We start from the raw sequence: 19,043 nt of genomic DNA on the forward strand, positions 1-19,043 counted from the left end.
CGATCGTCAGTAAAGCTGGCGCCGGCGGCCGAAACAGCGAGCCGACAAACGCAAAAGGATCGTGCTCAATCGCCCCGGTCCTGACATCGATGACGATACGAGCGCGGTGATGATGGTGCGCCAGCCGGACGCGGCCATGGTGATGATGGCGCGCATGATGATGTACCCCGAAATGATGATGGTGGTGATGTCGGCGGCCGCATGGGCATTCGGCGCGAAAGCCGCGACCAGAAACAGGCATGCAGCAGCGATCCCGGCGCGCAGAAACGCGCCGTAGCGAAACGGTTGTGGCATCATTCACCGTAAGCGGCAAGGTGATCCCATCTGGCATGGGATTTTGGGAGCAGTTATTGATGCTGGATCACAAGCATTGATGTGAGCTTCTATGTCTGCGCCTAGTTCTAGTGATAGAAGCTTCCATATGATCGAGGCGGTTGCGGAACGTCTTGAGGGCGCTCCGGTTCGTCTGCGCCGGCGATGGTCAGATGAGCTCAAAGATCAAGCGATAGCCGACTCTCTGGTGCCTGGCGCGAACGTGTCGGAGATCGCGCGTCGCATCGGTATTGGCCCTTCGCAGCTCTTCGATTGGCGTCGGAAGGCGCTGCGTAAGGGATCGGTCAGCCTGACGGCGCCGCAGCTGGATGCCTCGCCTGAACCCGCGACGTCCGCGTCGGCATTTATCGAAATCGTTGTCGGCGATATTGTCATCCGTGCGGACGCCATGGCTGATGAGGCACATTTGCGGCGCGTGGTGCGCGCGGTTCGCTCGGCATGATCCCGTCCGGCGTCAAAGTTTTTCTGGCCAGTCATCCGATCGATTTTCGAAAAGGCATGGACGGGTTATTGTCGCTGGTGCGGGACGCCGGCAGTGATCCGTTCGACGGCGCTCTTTATGTTTTTCGTGCCAAGCGGGCCGACAGAATCAAGATCGTCTTTTGGGACGGGTCCGGGGTTGTTCTTTATGCGAAGCGCCTGGAGACAGCGCAGTTCTGCTGGCCGAAGATCGGGCATCATCGGGTTCAACTCAATCAGGCGCAGCTGATGGCGCTTGTCGACGGCATGGATTGGAAGCGGGTTCATGCGGTGACAGTGAAGCCGCCTGAGTTTGTTGGGTAAATCGCTGCGGCAGAGTGAATCACGCGGCCGAAAATGCGCGCCACCGGGGTGAAAATATGCTCTGATCTGCGTCATGCCGGCGCCGGTTTTCGATCTCCCCGACAATGTTGATGCGCTCAAAGCCATGGTGCTGGCCATGGCTGAGAAAACGGATGCTCTCAAGGGTGAAGTTGCCGAACTTCAAGCCCTGAATGCGAGCGCCGAAGAACGGATCGCGCGCCTGACCTCGATCCTCAAGACGCTGGAGCGGGCAAGGTTCGGGCGCCGCTCCGAAAAACTCGGCTCCAATGCGCTTGACGATGAACAGAGTGCCTTCGTCTTCGACGAGGTTCAAACCGGGCTCGGGGCCATCCAGGCCGAGCTCGATAAACGGCAGGACCCTGACAAGGCCAAACGAGCCGCACGGCCTCGCAAGGGTTTTGCGCCGCATCTCGAGCGGGTCGAGATCGTTATCGAACCGGCTGAGCTTCCGGAGCACGCCGGCAAGCAGAAGATCCTGATCGGCGAGGATGTCTCGGAGCGGCTCGATGTGGTCGCGGCGAAGTTCCGTGTCATCGTCACGCGCCGGCCGAAATACGCCTTCAGGAACGAAGATGGCGTCGTTCAGGCCCCGGCACCAGCCCATATCATCGAGGGCGGCATCCCGACCGAAGCGCTTCTGGCGCAGATCGCGGTCTCAAAATATGCCGACGGCCTGCCGCTCTACCGCCAGGAAGCGATTTACGCCCGCGACAAGGTGGATCTCGACCGAGCCCTGATGGCGCAATGGATGGGCCGGCTCGGATTTGAACTCGAGATCCTCTCCGACCACGTCCTCACGCTGATCAAGAAGGCCGAGAGGATCTTCGCCGACGAAACCACGCTGCCAACCTTGGAACCAGGCTCCGGCAGCACCAAGACAGCCTATCTCTGGGCTTACGTGCGAGATGACCGGACCTTCGGCGGCAGCGGTCCGCCGATGGTTGCCTACCGCTTCGAGGATAGCCGGTCGGGCGAATGTGTCGCCCGCCATCTCGACAATTATCGGGGCATCCTGCAGGTGGATGGGTATACGGCCTATAATCGTCTTGCGCGGCCCGACCGCGGCAATGATGCCATCACGCTCGCGGGATGTTGGTCCCACGTTCGAAGAAAATTTTACGAACTGCACATCGCCGGCAGTTCCAAACTCGCGACCACGACAATCGAACGCATGACCCAGCTGTGGGAGATCGAGGAGAAGGTGCGCGGCAAAGATCCAAATGCACGCGTCGCAGCCCGCCAGGAAACCTCGGTCGCGATCGTCGCCGATCTGTTCAAGCTTTGGCAAGACGCGCTTCCACGTATCTCCGGCAAGTCCAAATTGGCGGAGGCAATCCGCTACGCCATCTCACGGCGGGCGACGCTCGAACGCTTCCTCACCGATGGCCGCGTCGAGATTGACTCCAACATTGTGGAACGTGCCATCCGGCCGCAAACAATCACGCGAAAGAACTCGCTCTTTGCCGGCAGCGACGGCGGCGGACGAACCTGGGCAACCATAGCGACATTGTTGCAGACGGCAAAAATGAACGATGTCGATCCGCTCGCCTGGCTCGCGCAGACGCTCGAGCGTCTCGCCAACAGCTGGCCCAACGCCGAGATCGATGCTCTCATGCCCTGGCGCTATACAGCCTGAACGGCCGCGGCTAACCGCTTACCATTCACCCATTCACCTGTGGTTATTGCCTTATTGCCCTCGCGCCGGGCATGAAAAAGCCGCCCGAAGGCGGCTTGTTATTGCTTCATCGTAGATGCGGCCGATTCAGGCTGGCTTCTCGGCCGCATTTCTTCGTCGGTTGGCATGCTCCCATAGGAAAGAGCCATCTTTCCTTAAACCGATCGTGCACAGAAACTTGGCGTATTCCAGTTCAAGTCGCCACGGCATCTTCGCGGCAAAACCGCTCGGCTCCTCTTCGATGGGCGCCGGAGTTTCCATGTCGGCACCTTCGACGGGCGCCAGGATTTCTTCACTGCTCTCCAGGCGGTTAATCCAATTTTCGACAAACTCCGCGCCGAGTTCGCTCTCAAGGCTTTCACGATTCTGTCTTAGCAAGCTAGGCAAACGCGACTCGCCAAGAAACGGATCTGAATCCATCATCTCAGCAATTTCGACCAGCCGCTCTGGCCCAAAAAAACAGGCATAATAGTGTCCAAAACGAGAAATGAGATCATTCAGAAAAACCCGATAGGTGAGTTTGCTCGATTCCTCCGATCGATGGAAATTGATCAAGTTATCAAGCGGCGGCCGCCTGACAAAGTTATTTGACCCGTGAAGTCTGTAAGCAACGAGGCATTTGTCTAGCAAGACGCTTCCGGTCAGCATATTGATGCATCTGGCAACATAATTGTCGGTACAGATGCGGATTGTCTGAAACTCTTGCGCGCCGGAAATAAGATCTAGCGCATCCCGCCGGAAAAACATGCAAGACGTGGTCGCCCACGGCCATGGACCATTAAAAGTAGCAGGTATGTGTCTGACATCTTCCGACCTAATAGCAGGAAATTTAAATTTGCTTAGGACCAGCTCGTTGTCGTCGATGCTTCTCAGCAGATTGGCATCTATCGGGAAGGTTGGAAACGAAATCCCAAACGGATAGGCCTGTGTCGTCACTATGTTTTTGTCGACAATTTGCAATGCATTGCAGCAACTAAACCCGACTGGGCGGCGCGTCGATAAATGTAACGCAACATGGTACGCGACGCACTCTGGCAAAAGAAGATCGTCGGCGTCGAGCATCAGAACATAATTGCCGCTCGCCTTTTTCAAGCCTTCGATAACCACGCCAGACTGGCCCGCATTCTTCTGCAGAGCGACTATCTTCACTTCTGGTTGCTCGCTAGCGAGCTGCTCTAAAACAGACGGGCTGTCATCTGTGGAGCAATCGTCGACAACAATGCATTCGCAATTCGGATATGTCTGCGCGAGAGAAGACTCGACCGCATCGCGCAAGAACGCCCCGTAATTGTAATTGGATACGATGATAGATACGAGCGGGAGACTTACCGGCATCTCCCAGTCGCCTTTGGCTTGTCTGCTCACTCGCCCCTATCCTCCCCAGGATTAGAGCCGCGTAAGCTAGACCGCGGCAAAATCAAAATCTACCCTTTTAATATAAACGATCGAACCTCCCCGTGCCCTCCGAGGGCTGACCGGAACACGCCCTGGGCGAGGAGCCCAGGGCCTTGCATATGGCCGTGCTTACGTTACGCTCGGAGCAAATTTTCGGCTCTGGGGAGGGGCAAGTGTCACCGGATACAGAAGGAAGGGAAATCGTCCAATGCAAAATTTTCTACGATAACGAGATGATTTCGCGACGTTAGTGCCGAGTCGCCACGATCTCGTGCGCACTTTATGAATTAACACCGTACTTCGTGTTAATCGCTTTCATCAGAGATGGGTGGCGATCCCATTGGTGAGCAATCTCGCTAATCGATCCGTCTGGATTTATAACGCGTGCGTCTGAGTCGGCGCACACGCTTTCACGGTCCACAAAGTGCAGCGTCGCAACTCGCACGAAATTTTCGATAGGGGAAGCCTCAGGCAACAGTCCGCTATGGAGGATGTAATTGTGCACCGCCTGATCACCGCGCTCGCCATTTTTGATGTGCGCCGGCAAACCCATGATGGCTGACTGCATCTTTTCAAGATAGTTTAAAATTTCCTCTGGCCGACCATTCACTGTCCCTGAGCACGAGACACGCCTTCCCTCAAGCGACTTTAAGACCTGCTCACCGAATTCACGGCGGATCCAATCAGAGTTCCACTGTTCCTCGCCAATTCTTGTAAGCGGCGTTTCGTAATGCACTTCAAGAGCGTTACCGAGCGTTGAAAACAGCGGCTTCTGAAAGGTCACATCGCGAACGTCGCTCAAAAGCACATATCGAAAGTGCTTTCTGTCGTTCAACTTGGACCGCAAATACGCAGCGTAAGCAAAATAGCGTGCCATATGTGGATTGGGAACTGAGTACTCGCTCGGTTTGAAAGTCACGACTCTGACACCGTGTTTTTCCAAATATGTTATGAGATCGTCATCAGAAGGGTTCGCAAACATGACCGCTGTGCCAATAAACTCTCCAAGTGAAAAAAGAGATTCCACGAAGGGCTTCACGATGTCCGGTTTATAACCCGCGGCACAGCCCATAACGAGATCGTGGCGACGCGCGCTAAATGTTGTTTTCCAGATCGAAGAAAGTGCGCGTACTCTCACCCATGCCTCCCAAGGTGGCATTTTTCGAAAGATAACGTACCACGGTTTGCAGTTCAGACAAGGCTCGTCACGGCCCTTCCAGCGGCAGCTGCGCCCGCTAGACTCGCCTGGCTGCCACGCTTTCGTACATTTCCGATCGAATAGACGAAGGCGCCGCGCCTGCCTTCGCTCGCATCGACGGCCCACGGCATCGGCGTGGGCGCGATAACACGCAGCGTAAGCGGTTAGCCGTTGCCGTTCAGGCTGCGTAGTGCCAGGGCAGGAGAGCATCGATCTCGGCGTTGGGCCAGCCGTTGGCGAGACGCTCGAGCGTTTGCGTGAGCCATGCGAGCGGATCGACATCGTTCATTTTTGTCGTCTGCAGCAATGTCGCTATGGTTGCCCACGTTCGTCCACCGCCGTCGCTGCCCGCGAAGAGCGAGTTCTTTCGCGTAATTGTTTGCGGCCGGATGGCGCGCTCCACAATGTTGGAGTCGATCTCGACGCGGCCATCTGTGAGGAAGCGTTCGAGCGTCGCCCGCCGTGAGATGGCGTAGCGGATTGCCTCCGCCAGTTTGGACTTGCCGGAGATACGTGGAAGCGCGTCTTGCCAAAGCTTGAACAGATCGGCGACGATCGCGACTGAGGTTGACCAGCCGTGAACTCGCCTTATCTTCGGTCAGTGCATCGGGCTGCGACGCGGCCATCCTCACGCCGCCTTTGCGAAGCGCCTTACGCCAGGAAAAAAGCTGCGACGGATCAATGCCGACGCGACGCGCAATCGCGGAAACATTCGCCCCAGGCAGAAAAGATTCCGCTACCACCTGCTCTTTGAGCTCATCTGACCACCGCCGGTGCAGACGAACCGGAGCACCCTCAAGACGTTCCGCAACCGGAACCGCCTCGATCATATGGAATGTTCTATCACCAGACCTAGGAGTAGACATAGAAGATCACACCAGAGCATATCGCTCCGGTCTGAATACCCACTCGTCAAATCCTCCGCCAGATGGGATCACCTTGCTTTCAATTACCCATAAATTTTTGTCCCGATCGCAGCACCCAATTCGATATCCGTTAGCTTGGATAGACCGCGCCATATCACGATATTTCCCGGAGGTGGATCGCTGGCTCTCGCTAAGTATCCTCCAAGCCGCGCTACTTTAACGACGTAGTGCGAGAGCGTTTTTCGCCGAGGACTATCACCATTCCGATCTTTCACTAGATGATCGAGAAGCTTAATTTCGATCTCGGTCATCGCCATTTGCGGCGGCGCATTCGGCGTGGAACGATTGAGCATCGTCATCCAGAAGACGCGCCAACTCACAATACAGAAAACCGCGATCAGATTCACTAGACGCTCAGCGGTCCGCAGTTTCGACTCCTCCGCCTTGCAGCCTGATTTGAGGATTTTATGGAAGACCTCGATTTTCCACCGCATCGCGTACCATTCGAGCTTCTCGATGGTGTCCTTACGCGATTTAACTGGGAGATTGGTGAGAAGTTTCCACTCGATCTTCTTTCGTCGCTTTGGCATTCCTCGCTCTTGAGCATGGATCACGGTTAGATTAAGCGCTGGATATTTCTTCTGCTTGCCAATTGGTGGGAGGACTCGAAGTTTGCAGAAACGGATTTCGAGAAGTGCTTCATCTGAATCACCATTGCTGTCTTTGACTTCGATCCGATGCAAGCCTTTGACCGCGACTTCATCCATTTCGTCGGCAATCGTATGATCACCGTCCTCGGCAAGCCGATCAACACAGGTTCGCACAAGAAAATGCGTTCCAACCTCCTCAGCCAAGCAAAACAGCTCATAAATGTCGCTCTCGCGATCACCAATATGAACACATCGTCCGGGGGCAGCGAGAAGGTCGGTCGATTGCCGCAAATTCTCCAACCAGCGGACGCTCTCCTTCTGTTCGATCGGAACCCGCGTCGGATTGACCTTTCGCTTCAGCGCCGTCGTCCCTTTGAACTTCTTGCGCGTCCAGAACTTGATGGCAGTCAGGCCGAACGGAAGCCCCTCGGTCGTCACGGCCAGGCTCGAATGCATGAGAACACCGCACTGCGTGCGCCCTGCCGTCTTACCCGTAAAGCCAATCAAATCCGGCTTCTCGCGCTTGAAACTGAATTCCGTCGTGTCATGCAGGACGAGGATCGGTCCCTCTGCCTCGGTCACGCGCCCACGCGTCGCCTCGAAATGGCCGCGAAGAATATCCGCCTCGTTGACCCGTTCGTTGGAGAAAAAGCGATAGGCAGCCTTCGTGTTGGCCCAATCCCGGCAAATCTGCGGGATGCTTTGACCCATGTCGCTCCCGATCTGCCCGAGCAATTTGCAAAACCGTCGCCCAAGACGCTCGTCCTTAAACTCGCATCCCGCAACTTCCCGATCAATCCACGTCTCGATATCGGATGTCAGTCGTTGAATAGACGCCGCCCCGCGCTCCTTCAACTTCAAACCCATTGAGCATCCCGTGATTTCGAATCAGGTGCTCAACAATGAATCACAACAGATTCTAACGATGCAAGATTCCGCCCGGGATACCCTGCGCAGAGCGGCCGCTAATTTATGGGTAATTGAAAGATCACCTTGCCGCTTACTACCCAACCCGCGCATGAGAGCTTGTTCAACCGTCGTCTTTGGCCCCGCCTCCTGCCTTGGGCATCGTTCAAATAAAATCACCCAAGTGAACCTGGGGACGACCACGCTTGCCCAAACTCATTGAGGACGAACATGAGAGCAGGTAGCCGAGCGGCAATTTTCCCGTGAATCGAGATTTAATGCCTGCTCGCCGAGCTGCGGCGTCGGATCAAAGAGAACAATCGAGTTCGTGCCATACCCGAAGCACCCTCGCGTAGTGTCGCAAGTGGGAATTGTTTGCCGCCTTCTCGCCTATGCGCTTCCAAGCGAATGATCAATGCAGAATCCTAGGCGACGCAATGAGTTCTAACGCTTTGCCCAATCGTTGGCCGAATTGATCTGGATCAAGGAAGGGAGCCTCTTTCGCAGCCAAGGACAGCTGTCTGGACAAAGAGGCTCGCAGCTCCGGTGAATGCGCGATCTCTAGGGCTTTAGACTCGTAATCAGCGGCATTACTTGCGACCATAAAATCCATGCCGAGCGCGCGCATCATGCCAGTTCCGAGCAAGCCACGCTGCGTCCTGCCTCTTAGGGTCACAATTGGACACCCAGCGAGGATTGGTTCGATCAATGACGCCCCCCCCGAAAACGGAAACGTGTCGAGATAGACAGTTACATGCTGCATCATTCGAAAAATCTGAGCCGGGGTTAACGGCGACAATATCTGAATACGTCCAGGCGAAATGCCGGCGTCGGTAAATTCGTTAAGTAACGCTCGACACAGCTTTTTTTCCCTTAGATTAAGTGACCAATTAGGATTAAATGGATATAGAATCAACGCGCTGTCTGGAGCGGATTTCAAAATATTTATAAGACTTTGCCGGAGCGCGGGCGTCAGCTTGTAGATGACGCCACCGCAAGCGAAGACGACTGACGCCCGGACCTTTACAACGTCGGCCACGTCTACGTCCTGCTTACGGGGATCTCGTGGACCGAAGCCAAAGCAGTTGAAAGTCCCTTCAAGCCAATGCACTGTTTCTGTATAGTGCTTCTCGGCTTGCTCATTTGGCTCGGTATTGCGTGCGGTGAGAACAATGTCCGTCGTAGGAAAGCCCGTTGTACTTGGGCTTATCGCAACTGTCAGAATGTGCAGCCGAGCCAGCCGGTGTGTAAGAAGATGTCGAACATCTGACGCTTGAGCCGCAACGTAATTAGCGATGATGAGAAAATCGAGGTCAAGAGCACGTATTGCAGATACTCTCTCGTCTACGCTTTCAAAGTCGACCACTTCGATGCGCTCGAACGCTTCCTTGACTGTTGCGCCAAACGCGCAGGTAGGAGGAGGCTGCCTAGTGACAAGTACGAGTTCAAAACGGTGACGATCTAGACCTAACCCAAATGGCAACACGAGGAAACTTTCATTACGCGGCTCAAAATCGTTCACAAAGACTCCAACGCGCAAGCGTTCGTTGGTTCTGCGAGACTCAAAATTAAAATCTAATTGACGACCAGTCATTCTCAAATGGGTTTCGGTCCACTTTCCGGCGGCGGAAGCGAGGGGGCGTAAATTCACTTCCGAGAAAAGTGCCGGCAGGAAGGAAAAATGCCGCGTAACGCATTCCGCCACTTCTGCTCTGAGCGCTTCATCAAGAGGGACAGCGTGCAACTGCTCAAGGTCTGTGAAAAGGCGCTCGATAAATCTTATCATTCGCTCATGCCGGGCGTGGCTACTAATGAACATCGGAAAATCAAAAAGATAATACAAAAACTCGGGATTATCGCGTAAGGTTTCATCGGTGAAATTCGGCCGCCAAAAGCTGTCAAAGGCATAGCCATGCTGCATAATCACTCGCAGCAGCCAGACGCGATCTTCCTCCTTCGCTATCTGAAGTCGTAATCCCGCCCACTTTAGAATTTGCCTATCAAACCAATCGGGGCCATCTAAAGGGCGTTCGATCCTTCGCCAACCCCCGCGCGGTCGTCCTACTGATTTCACCCACCTTCGACGCAAAGAGGATGGTCCCGCAAAAAAGCTTTTCAGAAGGAGCAGCTTAAATATCTTCCATGTGCCGGTGATTACGTTGACATGCGATAGTAACCGGCGCCGAAATCGCCAAACTAGAGTCAATTTTGAGATCCTGCTTGGAAGAAGTGCCACTCTAGGGGGTAAAAACGCTACAGCAAAAAGCGCCCAAAACAATTGCACCTGAAACGGAGGCGAGACGGATGGGGTGCGATTGATATCTGAATTGCCAAGGGAACGGCAAGGGCGGCTGATGCCAGGTATGGACGGCGCCACCCGAAACTGAGAAGAATGCAACTTTGAAGAGCGGAATCGCCCGCAGTTCGCCATCTGTCTCCGCTGCTGTTGACCTGGCCGCCATCTTGCGCTTGCGACCAGGCCTTCAGAGTTCTCGGCGGATGAGTCCTGAAGCATCTCGCTGGCAAGCGACAGATCCGTAACGATCTTCTTCAGCTTCGCGTTCACGTCCTAATCTTACTGAGTCAGAAAGCCGCGGCGGTTTGCGGAGGCGACTCACGTAGGCTTGGGAGATTCATTTCGGCACGGAGGCCATGATGGATCTTCGAACGGATGGCTGTGCGGAACGGTTTTGGGTTACGTTGCAGGGCTGGTGAGGGTGCTCGGTCATGTGGACCGAGCTCGTCCGCTACGCGATTATTGCACCGGGCTTCTGATGCCGGTCGAACGCAAGAGCGTTGAGCCGATGGCGGCGGTGACAGCGCCGGAACGGACGGCGGCACAGCACCAATCCCTGTTGCACTTCGTGGGTGAGGGACGCTGGTCCGATGAGGCGGTTTTGGCCAAGGTGCAGGAGATGGTCCTGCCGAAGATCGAGGACCATGGACCAATCCAGGCGTGGATCATCGATGACACAGGGTTCCCCAAGAAAGGCCGGCATTCGGTCGGCGTGGCGCGGCAATATTGCGGCCAGCTGGGCAAGCAGGATAATTGTCAGGTCGCCGTCTCGCTGTCGCTGGCCAACAGGCACGCCAGCCTGCCGGTAGCTTATCAGCTCTATCTTCCGCACGACTGGGCCGACGACGAACTGCGGCGGTGCAAAGCCCATGTGCCTCAGGAGATCGGCTTCAAGACCAAGCCCGAGATCGCGCTCGCGCAAATCCGCGCGGCCTATGACGCGGGACTGCCTCGCGGCGTCGTCCTGATGGACGCTGGCTATGGCGCCAACACGGAGCTGCGCCGGGCCATTGCCGCCTTGGGCTTGACCTATGTCGCCGGCATTCTGCCCAACACCACAGTGTGGGCGCCGGGCACCGCACCGGCTCGTCCCAAGGCGTGGTCAGGCCGCGGCCGCCCACCCAGCCTGATGCGCCGCGACAGCCACCACCAACCGATCTCGGTGAAGGCGCTGGCGCAGAGCCTGCCGGCCAAAGCCTGGCGCACGGTCACATGGCGCGAAGGAACCGCCGAGCCGCTCACCTCGCGTTTCGCACGCCTGCGCGTTCGTGCCGCCCATCGCGATTACAATCTGTCCGAGGCGCGGCTTGAAGAATGGCTATTGATCGAGTGGCCCAAGGGCGAAGCTGAACCGATAAAATACTGGTTCTCGACGCTGCCGGAGAAAATCGCATTCACGCGTCTGGTTGACCTTACAAAGCTGCGTTGGCGCATCGAGCGCGATTATCAGGATCTCAAGCAGGAGATCGGCCTGGGGCACTTCGAAGGCCGCGGCTGGCGCGGCTTCCATCATCACGCGACGCTGTGCATTGCCTCCTATGGATTCCTGATCTGCGAAAGGCAGACGATTCCCCCCTCGGGCATGCGTCCCGGCGGGGTCTTCCAAACGCCTTGTCTTTCCGCCAATCAGCGACCCCGCGGCTCTGCCGCTGCGCACAGAACGTCACATCCCAAACTCCATCGCGACCATGCGACGACGATTAACGGTCGCGCTCGCCAGACAACTCGCGCGATGTCCCTGCTGTGCACGACCGATCAAGAAAGTCAGGCTACGAAATTTATGACGCAGTAAGACTAGAGGGGGATCGGTGCCTTGACAGGCAGCGTCCTGATTGATCGTCCACTTGGTGTCTATCGGTTGCACGGCGCCAATACGTTTTCCCGAATGGCGCACCTCAACGGTATTCTGAACTATGATCCAGCGGACAATTATGACGAAAAAGCCCGGCGTCTGGCGATTGATCTAATTGTTTCCAACATCGCTCAATTCGCGCGCCGAGTACCGAGCCGATTCCAGCTTTTGCTGGCGCTACGGACGCTCGATGTGCCGTGTCCACGCGGATCGAAGGCGCGGGGATCCGGCACTTACGCCGGCGCCCAAATCATCAAAAATTTCCGAGAAGTGAGCCAAGCAGTCGGCCTAGGGCTGTTCATCCTATCATCCTTCTTCTTTGGCATCGCTCCTTGGCGACTCCTCATGGCCCTCTACCGCCTTGCCACCGGGCAGCGAACGAAGCTAACAGATGCTTGACAACATCGTCTAACCCCCTTGCTTTAACGAGTGCGTTACGGGCGTATGTGCTGCGCCGCTGGCGGCGCAGCCCTACAGACGGCTGAACAACTTTGCGCGAAATTCTCACCGTTCTCGCCGTCGTCCTGATCGTGATTTTGACCGCCGCTCTGGCGGTGCCTTATTTCATCGATTGGAATGCCGAGCGCAGCCTGGTTGAGGCGCAGCTTTCGAACCTCACCGGCGCCGAGGTCAAAATCCGTGGCGGCATCGATCTCAAGATCTTACCCACGCCTTATCTGCAGCTCGCCGATGTCGAGCTCGCCGCGCCGGATTCGGGCACCGACGTCAAGGTTGCGGAACTACACCTCGAAATCGCATTGGCGGCACTGCTGCGCGGCGAAGTCGATTTCGTTGAGGCGCGGTTCGTTGCCCCGAAGGTGCAATTGCGCCTGGCGAATAGCACGCTGCCTTCTTGGCGGCCGCGGCATGGCTTCATGGGCCAGATGCGTTTCGAGCGCATTTCGGTCAGTGACGGCGGTCTCCTGCTCGACGATCGAGATGCAAAGCGAACCTATCATTTCGACAAGATTGCGCTCTCCGCTGAGGCCGATGCGCTGACAGGGCCATTCTTCGGCGACGGCCATTTCGACATGAACGGTGTGCCGGCGGCGTTTCATCTCTCGACCGGGGCACGCGAAGGCGCGAATTTGCCGGTGAAGCTGAGCATTGATGAAAGCGCGCAGCATCCGGGCGCGGATTTCGATGGAAACCTAGCCTTCGATTCGTCCGCGGCCGAATTCGCTCTGCCCACCGCCAGCGGCGCGCTGCATCTGTCCGGCGTCGGGCCGTTCGATCTGCCATGGCAGGCGAGCGGCACGCTCGATGCGGCGCTGCGGCGGGCTAAATTATCCAACCTCGACATTCAGTTTGGCGGCGATCTCACCGCCAGCCTGGACGGTGATGCGGACTTCGACCTTGGCCCCGCGCCGCGTATGCATCTCAAGCTGAAGGCGCAGCAAATCAATCTTGACCAATTGCTTACCGCCAAGGATGCGCCGGCACCGATGCAGAGGCTGACCGATGCCGCGGAAAACGCCGCATCGGCGCCGGCCGTCACGCTGTTCGACTTGCCGCTCTCGCTCGATCTCGCCGCGCAGACGCTGATCCTTGGCGGCGATGCGTTGAACGATGTTGCGGGGAGCGTTTCGGCGGCGGGGCCGCAAAACGATATCGTGCACCTTTCCGCGAAAGGTCCGGGCGGCGCGCATCTTGCGCTCGACGGCGCGCTCGAGACCGGCAGCGCGCCCGTATTCAAAGGCCATGTCGTCGCCGGTGCGGACGATATTTCGCGCTTCCGGGATTGGCTCAATACGAACCTGCCGCAATTTGGACTGCCGGACGTCCCCTTCCAATCCGCCGCGCTCGAAGGAACGGCGAATATTTCGCAGGTTGGCGCCGTGGGCAGCGATCTCGTCATCCACGTCGATGGGTCGGTGCTGACCGGCACGCTCGCCTATACGAGGAAAATCGGGATCGAGCGGGCGCGTCTTTTCGCCGATTTGTCTGCGCAGAGACTCGAACTGCCGCGTCTGCCCGATCTCTCCATCCTCGCGCGGCAGACCAGCGATTTTGACCTCGCACTGCGCTTCGACGCGCGTTCGGTGAAGCTCGCCGACTCCGGCGCTGGGACGCTCGAGACAGGGCAGATCGCATTCGACTTCGCCAAAACTGGCGCGCTCTCACAGCTCAAGAGTCTCTATGTCAGTGGCTTCGACGGCGCGAATGCGACCGCGAGCGGTCATTGGAGTGCGGGCGCTGGCGAACTGGCATTGCAGCTTGACGCAGAGCATATCGGCGCCATCGCAACACTCGCCGCGCGTCTCGCGCCAAGTGCGGAAACAAATTTCGTCGCGGCGCATAGTGCCGAATTCTCGCCGATGCATCTGGTACTCGCGGTCAAGGGCGATACGGGTGCATCGGGTAGCAATCTCACCAGCCTCAACGCCACGGGCATGGCCGGCGCGACGCAATTTGTTGCGACCGCCGCGCCGGCGCAGGGCAAGGGCCTTGATGTGACGCTCAGCGCCAAGGCGCCCGAAGCGCGCGCGCTGCTGCGGCAATTGGGTTTCACGACCTTCCCGGGCAAAAAGCTGGGCGCGGCCACGCTCAATGGCACCGCGCAAGGTCCGCTCGATCGCCTCGACGCGCATGTCGCCGCGTCGCTTGCCGGCGCAGCGATCGATTTCAGCGGCATTGTCGGACGCCAGGAGAGAGTCGATCCACACGCGGCGGGCACGCTCAAGATCGCCAGCGCCGATCTCGCGAGCGTGCTGCGCGCGCTTGGCCTCGTCGATTCCAATTTGCAGACGAGATTGCCGCTCAATCTCAGCGCCGCCGCACATATTGGCGGCGACGGACTTGCATTGCGTGCGCTGAGCGGCACATGCGGTGTCAACAAACTCTCGGGCGATCTTACCTATAGCGCGGATAAGGGCGTCACAGGCACATTGCAGACGGATGCCTTGTCTCTCGGCACACTGCTTCAATTGGCGCTCGGGCCGGCACGGACTGCGAAACGCGGTGCTGCCTGGTCTGAAGCGCCGTTCGCCCCACCGATGACGTTACCGCCCGCTCTCATTGCGCTGCATGTCGGGACGTTCGGCCTGACATCGAATGTCGTCGCGCAGAGCGCCGATTTCAATCTGCTGCTTGCAGGTGGACAAGTTGGATTGCAGCACTTTTCGGCGAAGCTCGGCGCGGGTCGCATCTTCGCCGATCTCACGATGCGCCGCAGCGCCGCGACGGCCGCCGCCGAGGGGCATCTAAGCCTCGATCATTATGCGCTGGATTTACCGACGGCGCGGGGGGCAGGTGTCTGGCAAATTCGATTTCGCTGGCACCGGGCAGAGCCCCGCTACACTGATCTCGGGGCTCGCCGGGTCCGGCACGCTCAATGTCTCCGATCTTCTATTGATGCGCAGCGATCCCACAGCGATTGCACAGACCCTTAGCGACGTTGAGGAAGATAGGCTGAGCATTGACGAGACCGAAATCGACCGGACCTTGTCCACGGCTTTCGACCAGCATGCTCTGTCCGTCGCGTCTGCCACCTTCGATGTCGGCCTCGCCGCGGGGGTGCTGCGGTTTACTGGCAAGGGAACAACGCCAGCGACCGGCAATTCCGGCGTGACGCAGCAGACGCAGGCGTCGCTCGATCTACGCACCTTCGCGCTCGATCAAAGTAGCGTCCTCACGTTGACGAAGCTGCCGCGGAATTGGAACGACGTTTCCCCGCAAGTCGCGCTGGAATGGGCGGGACCGCTCGAAAGCCCGGTGCGGAATATCGACGCGACGAGTTTTGTTAACGCGCTTGCGGCGCGGGCTATCTCGCGCGAAACGGCGCGGATCGAAGCCCAGGAGTTCGATGTTCAGGAACATGCGGTCGCTTTGGCGCGATTGGAAAGCGCGCGCCGGCGGGAGGCGGATCGTTTGCAGGCGATCGAGGACGTGAAGCATGCAGTCTTGCGTGCCCGCGCCCGCGACGCCACGCTCGAACGCTTGCAGCTATTGCTGGCAACGGAAAAACAGAAGGTGGCGGAACAGGCGGCAAAGACGCAGCCGCTCCCGATCACCCCGGCGCCACAGACCACGCCAGCGGCGCCACGACCTGCCGCGTCATCGCCGCCCGCACCCAGCACGCCGCAGCTTGTGCCGGCCGATCCGAGTGCCGCCGGGCGTTATTAACGCCGTTGCCCCATCGCCAATTTTTGCGCTTCGCGACGGCCTCTTGTCGATGAGAATATTTATCGGCAAACTGTCCGGGTCGCGCTAATTTGTGTGTCTCTCACACGGGCGCTCGCTCGAAGCTATCGCATGGAACAGGTCGGGCGCCGTCAGATACTTGCTGGAATGGGCGCCGTGCTTTCGGCAGGCGCCCTCGGAGGCTGTGGCGCCAGCAAGCCTCAGACTAATCGCGGACCCATGTTGCAATTGGCGCGCATCCTTGCCAGTCCTGATCGCATTACCAATATTACCGTCTGCACTCGTCCCTTCCGCGCGCAGGGTCCGCGGCTGGATGTTGAGCAGATCGGACAAAAGACCGTCGTTCACAATTACGGGCATGGCGGTAGCGGATGGTCGCTATCGTGGGGATCGAGCGCCATCGCCGTTCAGAAGGCGATGGCCACTGGCGAGCGGGACATCGCAGTGATCGGCTGTGGCGCTTTGGGGCTCACGTCAGCCCTTCTGCTCCAGCGTGCCGGTGCCGAAGTTACCATCTATGCCAAGGACCTGCCGCCGAACGTCCGTTCTTCATTGGCCACCGGGATATGGACCCCGGATTCGAGAATCTGCTTCGAAGATTACGCCACACCGGCCTTCAAACAATTGTGGGCGAAAATGGCCCGCGAGTCTTTCCGAACCTATCAGACCTTGCTTGGCCTGCCAGGCGATCCGGTTGAATTCATCGATGATTACTTTGTCTCCGACAACCCGGATGCCACGCCTCACCACATTGCGTCCGGTGATAAGCGGCCGAAATTCGCTGATCTTCAACGCGAACTCATTGGCGATCTCATCCCGCGAAGTGAGGTTTTCGCACCTGGCAGTCACCCGTTCGGCGCTCACTATCTGCGGCGCAATACGTTCATGATGTTCAATCTTTCCGACTATACGCGGATGTTGATTGCGGATTTCCAGTCCTACGGCGGTAAGATCGAGGTCGATGAATTTCACACACCTGCCGATTTCGGCCGATTGAGCCAAAAGACTTTAATCAACGCCACGGGCTATGGCGCCCGTGCTTTGTTCGGCGACCAGTCGATCACGCCAGTGCGCGGCCAGCTGGCCCGTGCGATTCCGCAGCCGGACGTTCACTACGGGCTCGATTTCAACGGGGTCTACTTCGTCCCTCGACGGGACGGCCTGGTCTTTCAAGTGCATGGCCAAAACGATTATTATGGTTTCGGCGATGCCAGCACCGTACCCGACCGAAACGAGGCTTTGCTTGCGGTCAATACCATGGCTTCACTTTGGCCACATGAGCCGCTGAATGAGTAGTCTAGCCTACTTTGGTCGTTAGCCGTCGCGTTTACTATGGTTGCAAATGAATAACGACGCGGTGCCCAACAGATTGGGCGCGGGTCTATAGGCAGACTTGCAAAGAGTTTTAACTACTCGAATAATTTAGAGTATAGACGCGAATGGCGGACGAGAGATTTGCTTTGCCGCGTACCGCGTCGATCTCGCCGATCAGTGCCGCCAGCGACAGACCGCGCGCACTGGCGATGGCGCGCAATTTCTCCCAGAAAGCCTGTTCGAGCGAGATGCTGGTGCGGTGACCGGCGATGGTCAGCGAATGTTTGGAGATCGCGGTCGCGTCACGATCAGGCATCTTCGGAACCAGGCTCGCTTTCTCGGCGATGGCCCTCAAGGCGCCGGCGCTCCAACTCGCGCGTAGCTGCGGCGCGCTCACGTTCGGCCTTCGGTGCCCCGAACCGCAGCCGGTTCCCCGCGGCTTTATGGGCTGCGTCGGCGCGGCCCTTGGCCTTACGAGCGCGGCGCAGATTGACGATCTCACTCATTTTTTTCGGAAGGCGTCGATGGACACGACCTTCGTCGGCGATTCCGCTGGCGTGTCGTCCGACTTTGCCAGTTCGGGCTTTGTAGATTTGCCCAATTCGGACTTGCTCAATTCAGGTCTGCCCAACCCTTTGCCAAGCGATGGTTTGGCCGCCTCGCCCAGGTCCGCCTGTTTCGGATTGATCTCCGCTGGTTCGCTGCCGCTGCCGCGGGGCTTGGTCTTTTCCGGCGGAACGGACCGCAATGCTGGCGCCTGCGGCGCAATCGCGGGCTGGCTCGTGGCTGTGGGGGCCTCGTTCGCCATTTCAAACTTGAGGCCGAATTCGACCGAGGGATCGAAGAAGCCGGTGACCGCCGTGAAAGGAATCACCAGCAGTTCCGGCTTGCGATCGAAATGCAGGCGCACCTCGAAATGCTGTTCGGTGACCGCCAGATCCCAGAATTCGTGCTGAAGGACGACGGTCATTTCCTGCGGATATTTTTCCCGCAGCTTGGCAGGTATCCGTACGCCAGGTGCGTCGGTGCGAAAGACAATAACGAAATGGTGGTTGCCCGGCAGGCCGTCGCGGGCCGCGTCGGCCAACACCTTGCGCAAAACCGAGCGCAGAGCTTCCTGCACCAGAAGATCGTAGCGGATGAGATCAGACGCCATTCCAATATCCCGGCCCAGATAAAGTGGAGGCTTCTGTTGCCAGGTGCCTCCGAACCCCGCCTTAAAGTGCTACCCCTAAGGACTTTGAATCGGTACCATTACCGCATTACGCGGCAACGGCCACCGGAGCATAGTTGTCGTTGGCAACTATAAAATTAGCCCGATGACGGTGGAACCATGCCGAGCAAAAGAACACCCTTTACACTCCCCGTCGAACCTATTTCGCCCCCGCCGAAGCTCGCCTGATGACGAGTTTTGGTGGAGGCGCCGGGTACCGCCCCCGGGTCCGAAGAGCTTATTGCGATGCCGTTTATCGCCATATCTGCGCAAGGCAGCGTTCTGAATATAGGCAGAGACGGAATAATTAGAAAGTCCCGCCTCAGCGGCCGGCCTCGCGACTTGGGGATATGACCGCGTGGCGACTTTCGCGGGCGGCCCAAGAATGCGATGCCGAG

The 19,043-nt window shown here is 57.8% G+C and carries 16 protein-coding genes, 1 other RNA gene and 2 pseudogenes; 8 read left to right on the plus strand and 11 right to left on the minus strand.

Annotated elements, in window-relative coordinates:
- Positions 1–6 precede the first annotated feature (6 nt).
- Positions 7–297 carry a hypothetical protein gene (locus WDN02_RS06965; RefSeq protein WP_337292800.1) on the minus strand — a complete coding sequence of 97 codons (291 nt, stop codon included), beginning with the start codon at positions 295–297 and terminating at the stop codon, positions 7–9.
- Positions 298–421: 124 nt separating this feature from the next.
- On the opposite strand from WDN02_RS06965, the gene WDN02_RS06970 reads away from it, so the two are divergent.
- The 3 genes from WDN02_RS06970 (at position 422) to WDN02_RS06980 (ending at position 2,773) form a co-directional block, all read left to right on the plus strand.
- Positions 422–775 (plus strand): transposase, encoded by a 354-nt coding sequence (locus WDN02_RS06970; RefSeq protein WP_337291549.1) that lies wholly within the window; start codon positions 422–424, stop codon positions 773–775.
- Complete coding sequence (gene tnpB, locus WDN02_RS06975; protein ID WP_337292070.1) at positions 772–1,116, plus strand: IS66 family insertion sequence element accessory protein TnpB; 345 nt, start codon at positions 772–774, stop codon at positions 1,114–1,116. Before WDN02_RS06970 ends, tnpB begins: the two co-directional genes overlap by 4 nt.
- Before the next feature lie 73 nt (positions 1,117–1,189).
- The gene (locus tag WDN02_RS06980; protein WP_337292069.1) at positions 1,190–2,773 is read left to right on the plus strand and encodes an IS66 family transposase; all 1,584 of its coding nucleotides are present in this window, start codon (positions 1,190–1,192) and stop codon (positions 2,771–2,773) included.
- Between the two features lie 126 nt (positions 2,774–2,899).
- Here the strand turns inward: WDN02_RS06980 and WDN02_RS06985 are convergent, their stop codons facing one another.
- From WDN02_RS06985 to WDN02_RS07010, 6 genes and pseudogenes are all read right to left on the minus strand, one after another.
- A complete protein-coding gene (locus WDN02_RS06985; protein WP_337292801.1) occupies positions 2,900–4,177 on the minus strand; it encodes a glycosyltransferase family 2 protein in 1,278 nt (425 codons plus the stop codon).
- A 310-nt stretch (positions 4,178–4,487) separates the two neighbouring features.
- On the minus strand, positions 4,488–5,345 hold the full coding sequence (locus tag WDN02_RS06990) for a hypothetical protein (RefSeq protein ID WP_337292802.1): 858 nt from the start codon (positions 5,343–5,345) through the stop codon (positions 4,488–4,490).
- A gap of 238 nt (positions 5,346–5,583) precedes the next feature.
- Positions 5,584–5,970: pseudogene (locus WDN02_RS06995) on the minus strand (transposase); the annotation flags it as partial.
- A 40-nt stretch (positions 5,971–6,010) separates the two neighbouring features.
- Positions 6,011–6,271 (minus strand): annotated as a pseudogene (locus WDN02_RS07000) (transposase); the annotation flags it as partial.
- An 83-nt stretch (positions 6,272–6,354) separates the two neighbouring features.
- On the minus strand, positions 6,355–7,788 hold the full coding sequence (locus WDN02_RS07005; RefSeq protein WP_337292803.1) for an IS4 family transposase: 1,434 nt from the start codon (positions 7,786–7,788) through the stop codon (positions 6,355–6,357).
- Between the two features lie 451 nt (positions 7,789–8,239).
- A complete protein-coding gene (locus tag WDN02_RS07010) occupies positions 8,240–10,393 on the minus strand; it encodes a hypothetical protein (RefSeq protein WP_337292804.1) in 2,154 nt (717 codons plus the stop codon).
- 124 nt (positions 10,394–10,517) lie between these two features.
- Between WDN02_RS07010 and WDN02_RS07015 the strand changes: the two genes are divergently transcribed.
- From WDN02_RS07015 to WDN02_RS07035, 5 genes are all read left to right on the plus strand, one after another.
- On the plus strand, positions 10,518–11,915 hold the full coding sequence (locus WDN02_RS07015; protein WP_337292775.1) for an IS701 family transposase: 1,398 nt from the start codon (positions 10,518–10,520) through the stop codon (positions 11,913–11,915).
- A 21-nt stretch (positions 11,916–11,936) separates the two neighbouring features.
- Entirely contained in the window at positions 11,937–12,374 is a 438-nt protein-coding gene (locus WDN02_RS07020) for a hypothetical protein (RefSeq protein WP_337292805.1), read from the plus strand.
- 92 nt (positions 12,375–12,466) lie between these two features.
- Positions 12,467–15,367, plus strand: coding sequence for an AsmA family protein (locus WDN02_RS07025; RefSeq protein ID WP_337292806.1), 2,901 nt, complete (start codon positions 12,467–12,469; stop codon positions 15,365–15,367).
- A complete protein-coding gene (locus WDN02_RS07030) occupies positions 15,330–16,100 on the plus strand; it encodes a hypothetical protein (protein ID WP_337292807.1) in 771 nt (256 codons plus the stop codon). The genes WDN02_RS07025 and WDN02_RS07030 overlap by 38 nt, the downstream gene beginning before the upstream one ends.
- A gap of 237 nt (positions 16,101–16,337) precedes the next feature.
- Positions 16,338–17,414 (plus strand): FAD-dependent oxidoreductase, encoded by a 1,077-nt coding sequence (locus WDN02_RS07035; protein WP_337292808.1) that lies wholly within the window; start codon positions 16,338–16,340, stop codon positions 17,412–17,414.
- A gap of 109 nt (positions 17,415–17,523) precedes the next feature.
- Here the strand turns inward: WDN02_RS07035 and WDN02_RS07040 are convergent, their stop codons facing one another.
- The 4 genes from WDN02_RS07040 to ssrA all read right to left on the minus strand — a co-directional run bounded on the left by WDN02_RS07040 (position 17,524) and on the right by ssrA (position 18,963).
- Positions 17,524–17,829: a ribbon-helix-helix domain-containing protein gene (locus WDN02_RS07040; RefSeq protein WP_337292809.1), complete on the minus strand. Its 306-nt coding sequence runs from the start codon at positions 17,827–17,829 to the stop codon at positions 17,524–17,526.
- Positions 17,741–17,938, minus strand: a complete 198-nt coding sequence (locus WDN02_RS07045) for a DUF4169 family protein (protein WP_337292810.1) — start codon at positions 17,936–17,938, stop codon at positions 17,741–17,743. The genes WDN02_RS07040 and WDN02_RS07045 overlap by 89 nt, the downstream gene beginning before the upstream one ends.
- A complete protein-coding gene (locus tag WDN02_RS07050; protein ID WP_337292811.1) occupies positions 17,935–18,588 on the minus strand; it encodes a ClpXP protease specificity-enhancing factor SspB in 654 nt (217 codons plus the stop codon). The genes WDN02_RS07045 and WDN02_RS07050 overlap by 4 nt, the downstream gene beginning before the upstream one ends.
- 22 nt (positions 18,589–18,610) lie before the next feature.
- Positions 18,611–18,963, minus strand: a transfer-messenger RNA (tmRNA) gene (gene ssrA / locus WDN02_RS07055).
- Positions 18,964–19,043: the final 80 nt, after the last annotated feature.

This window comes from Methylovirgula sp., assembly GCF_037200945.1.
Taxonomy (GTDB): Bacteria; Pseudomonadota; Alphaproteobacteria; order Rhizobiales; family Beijerinckiaceae; genus Methylovirgula.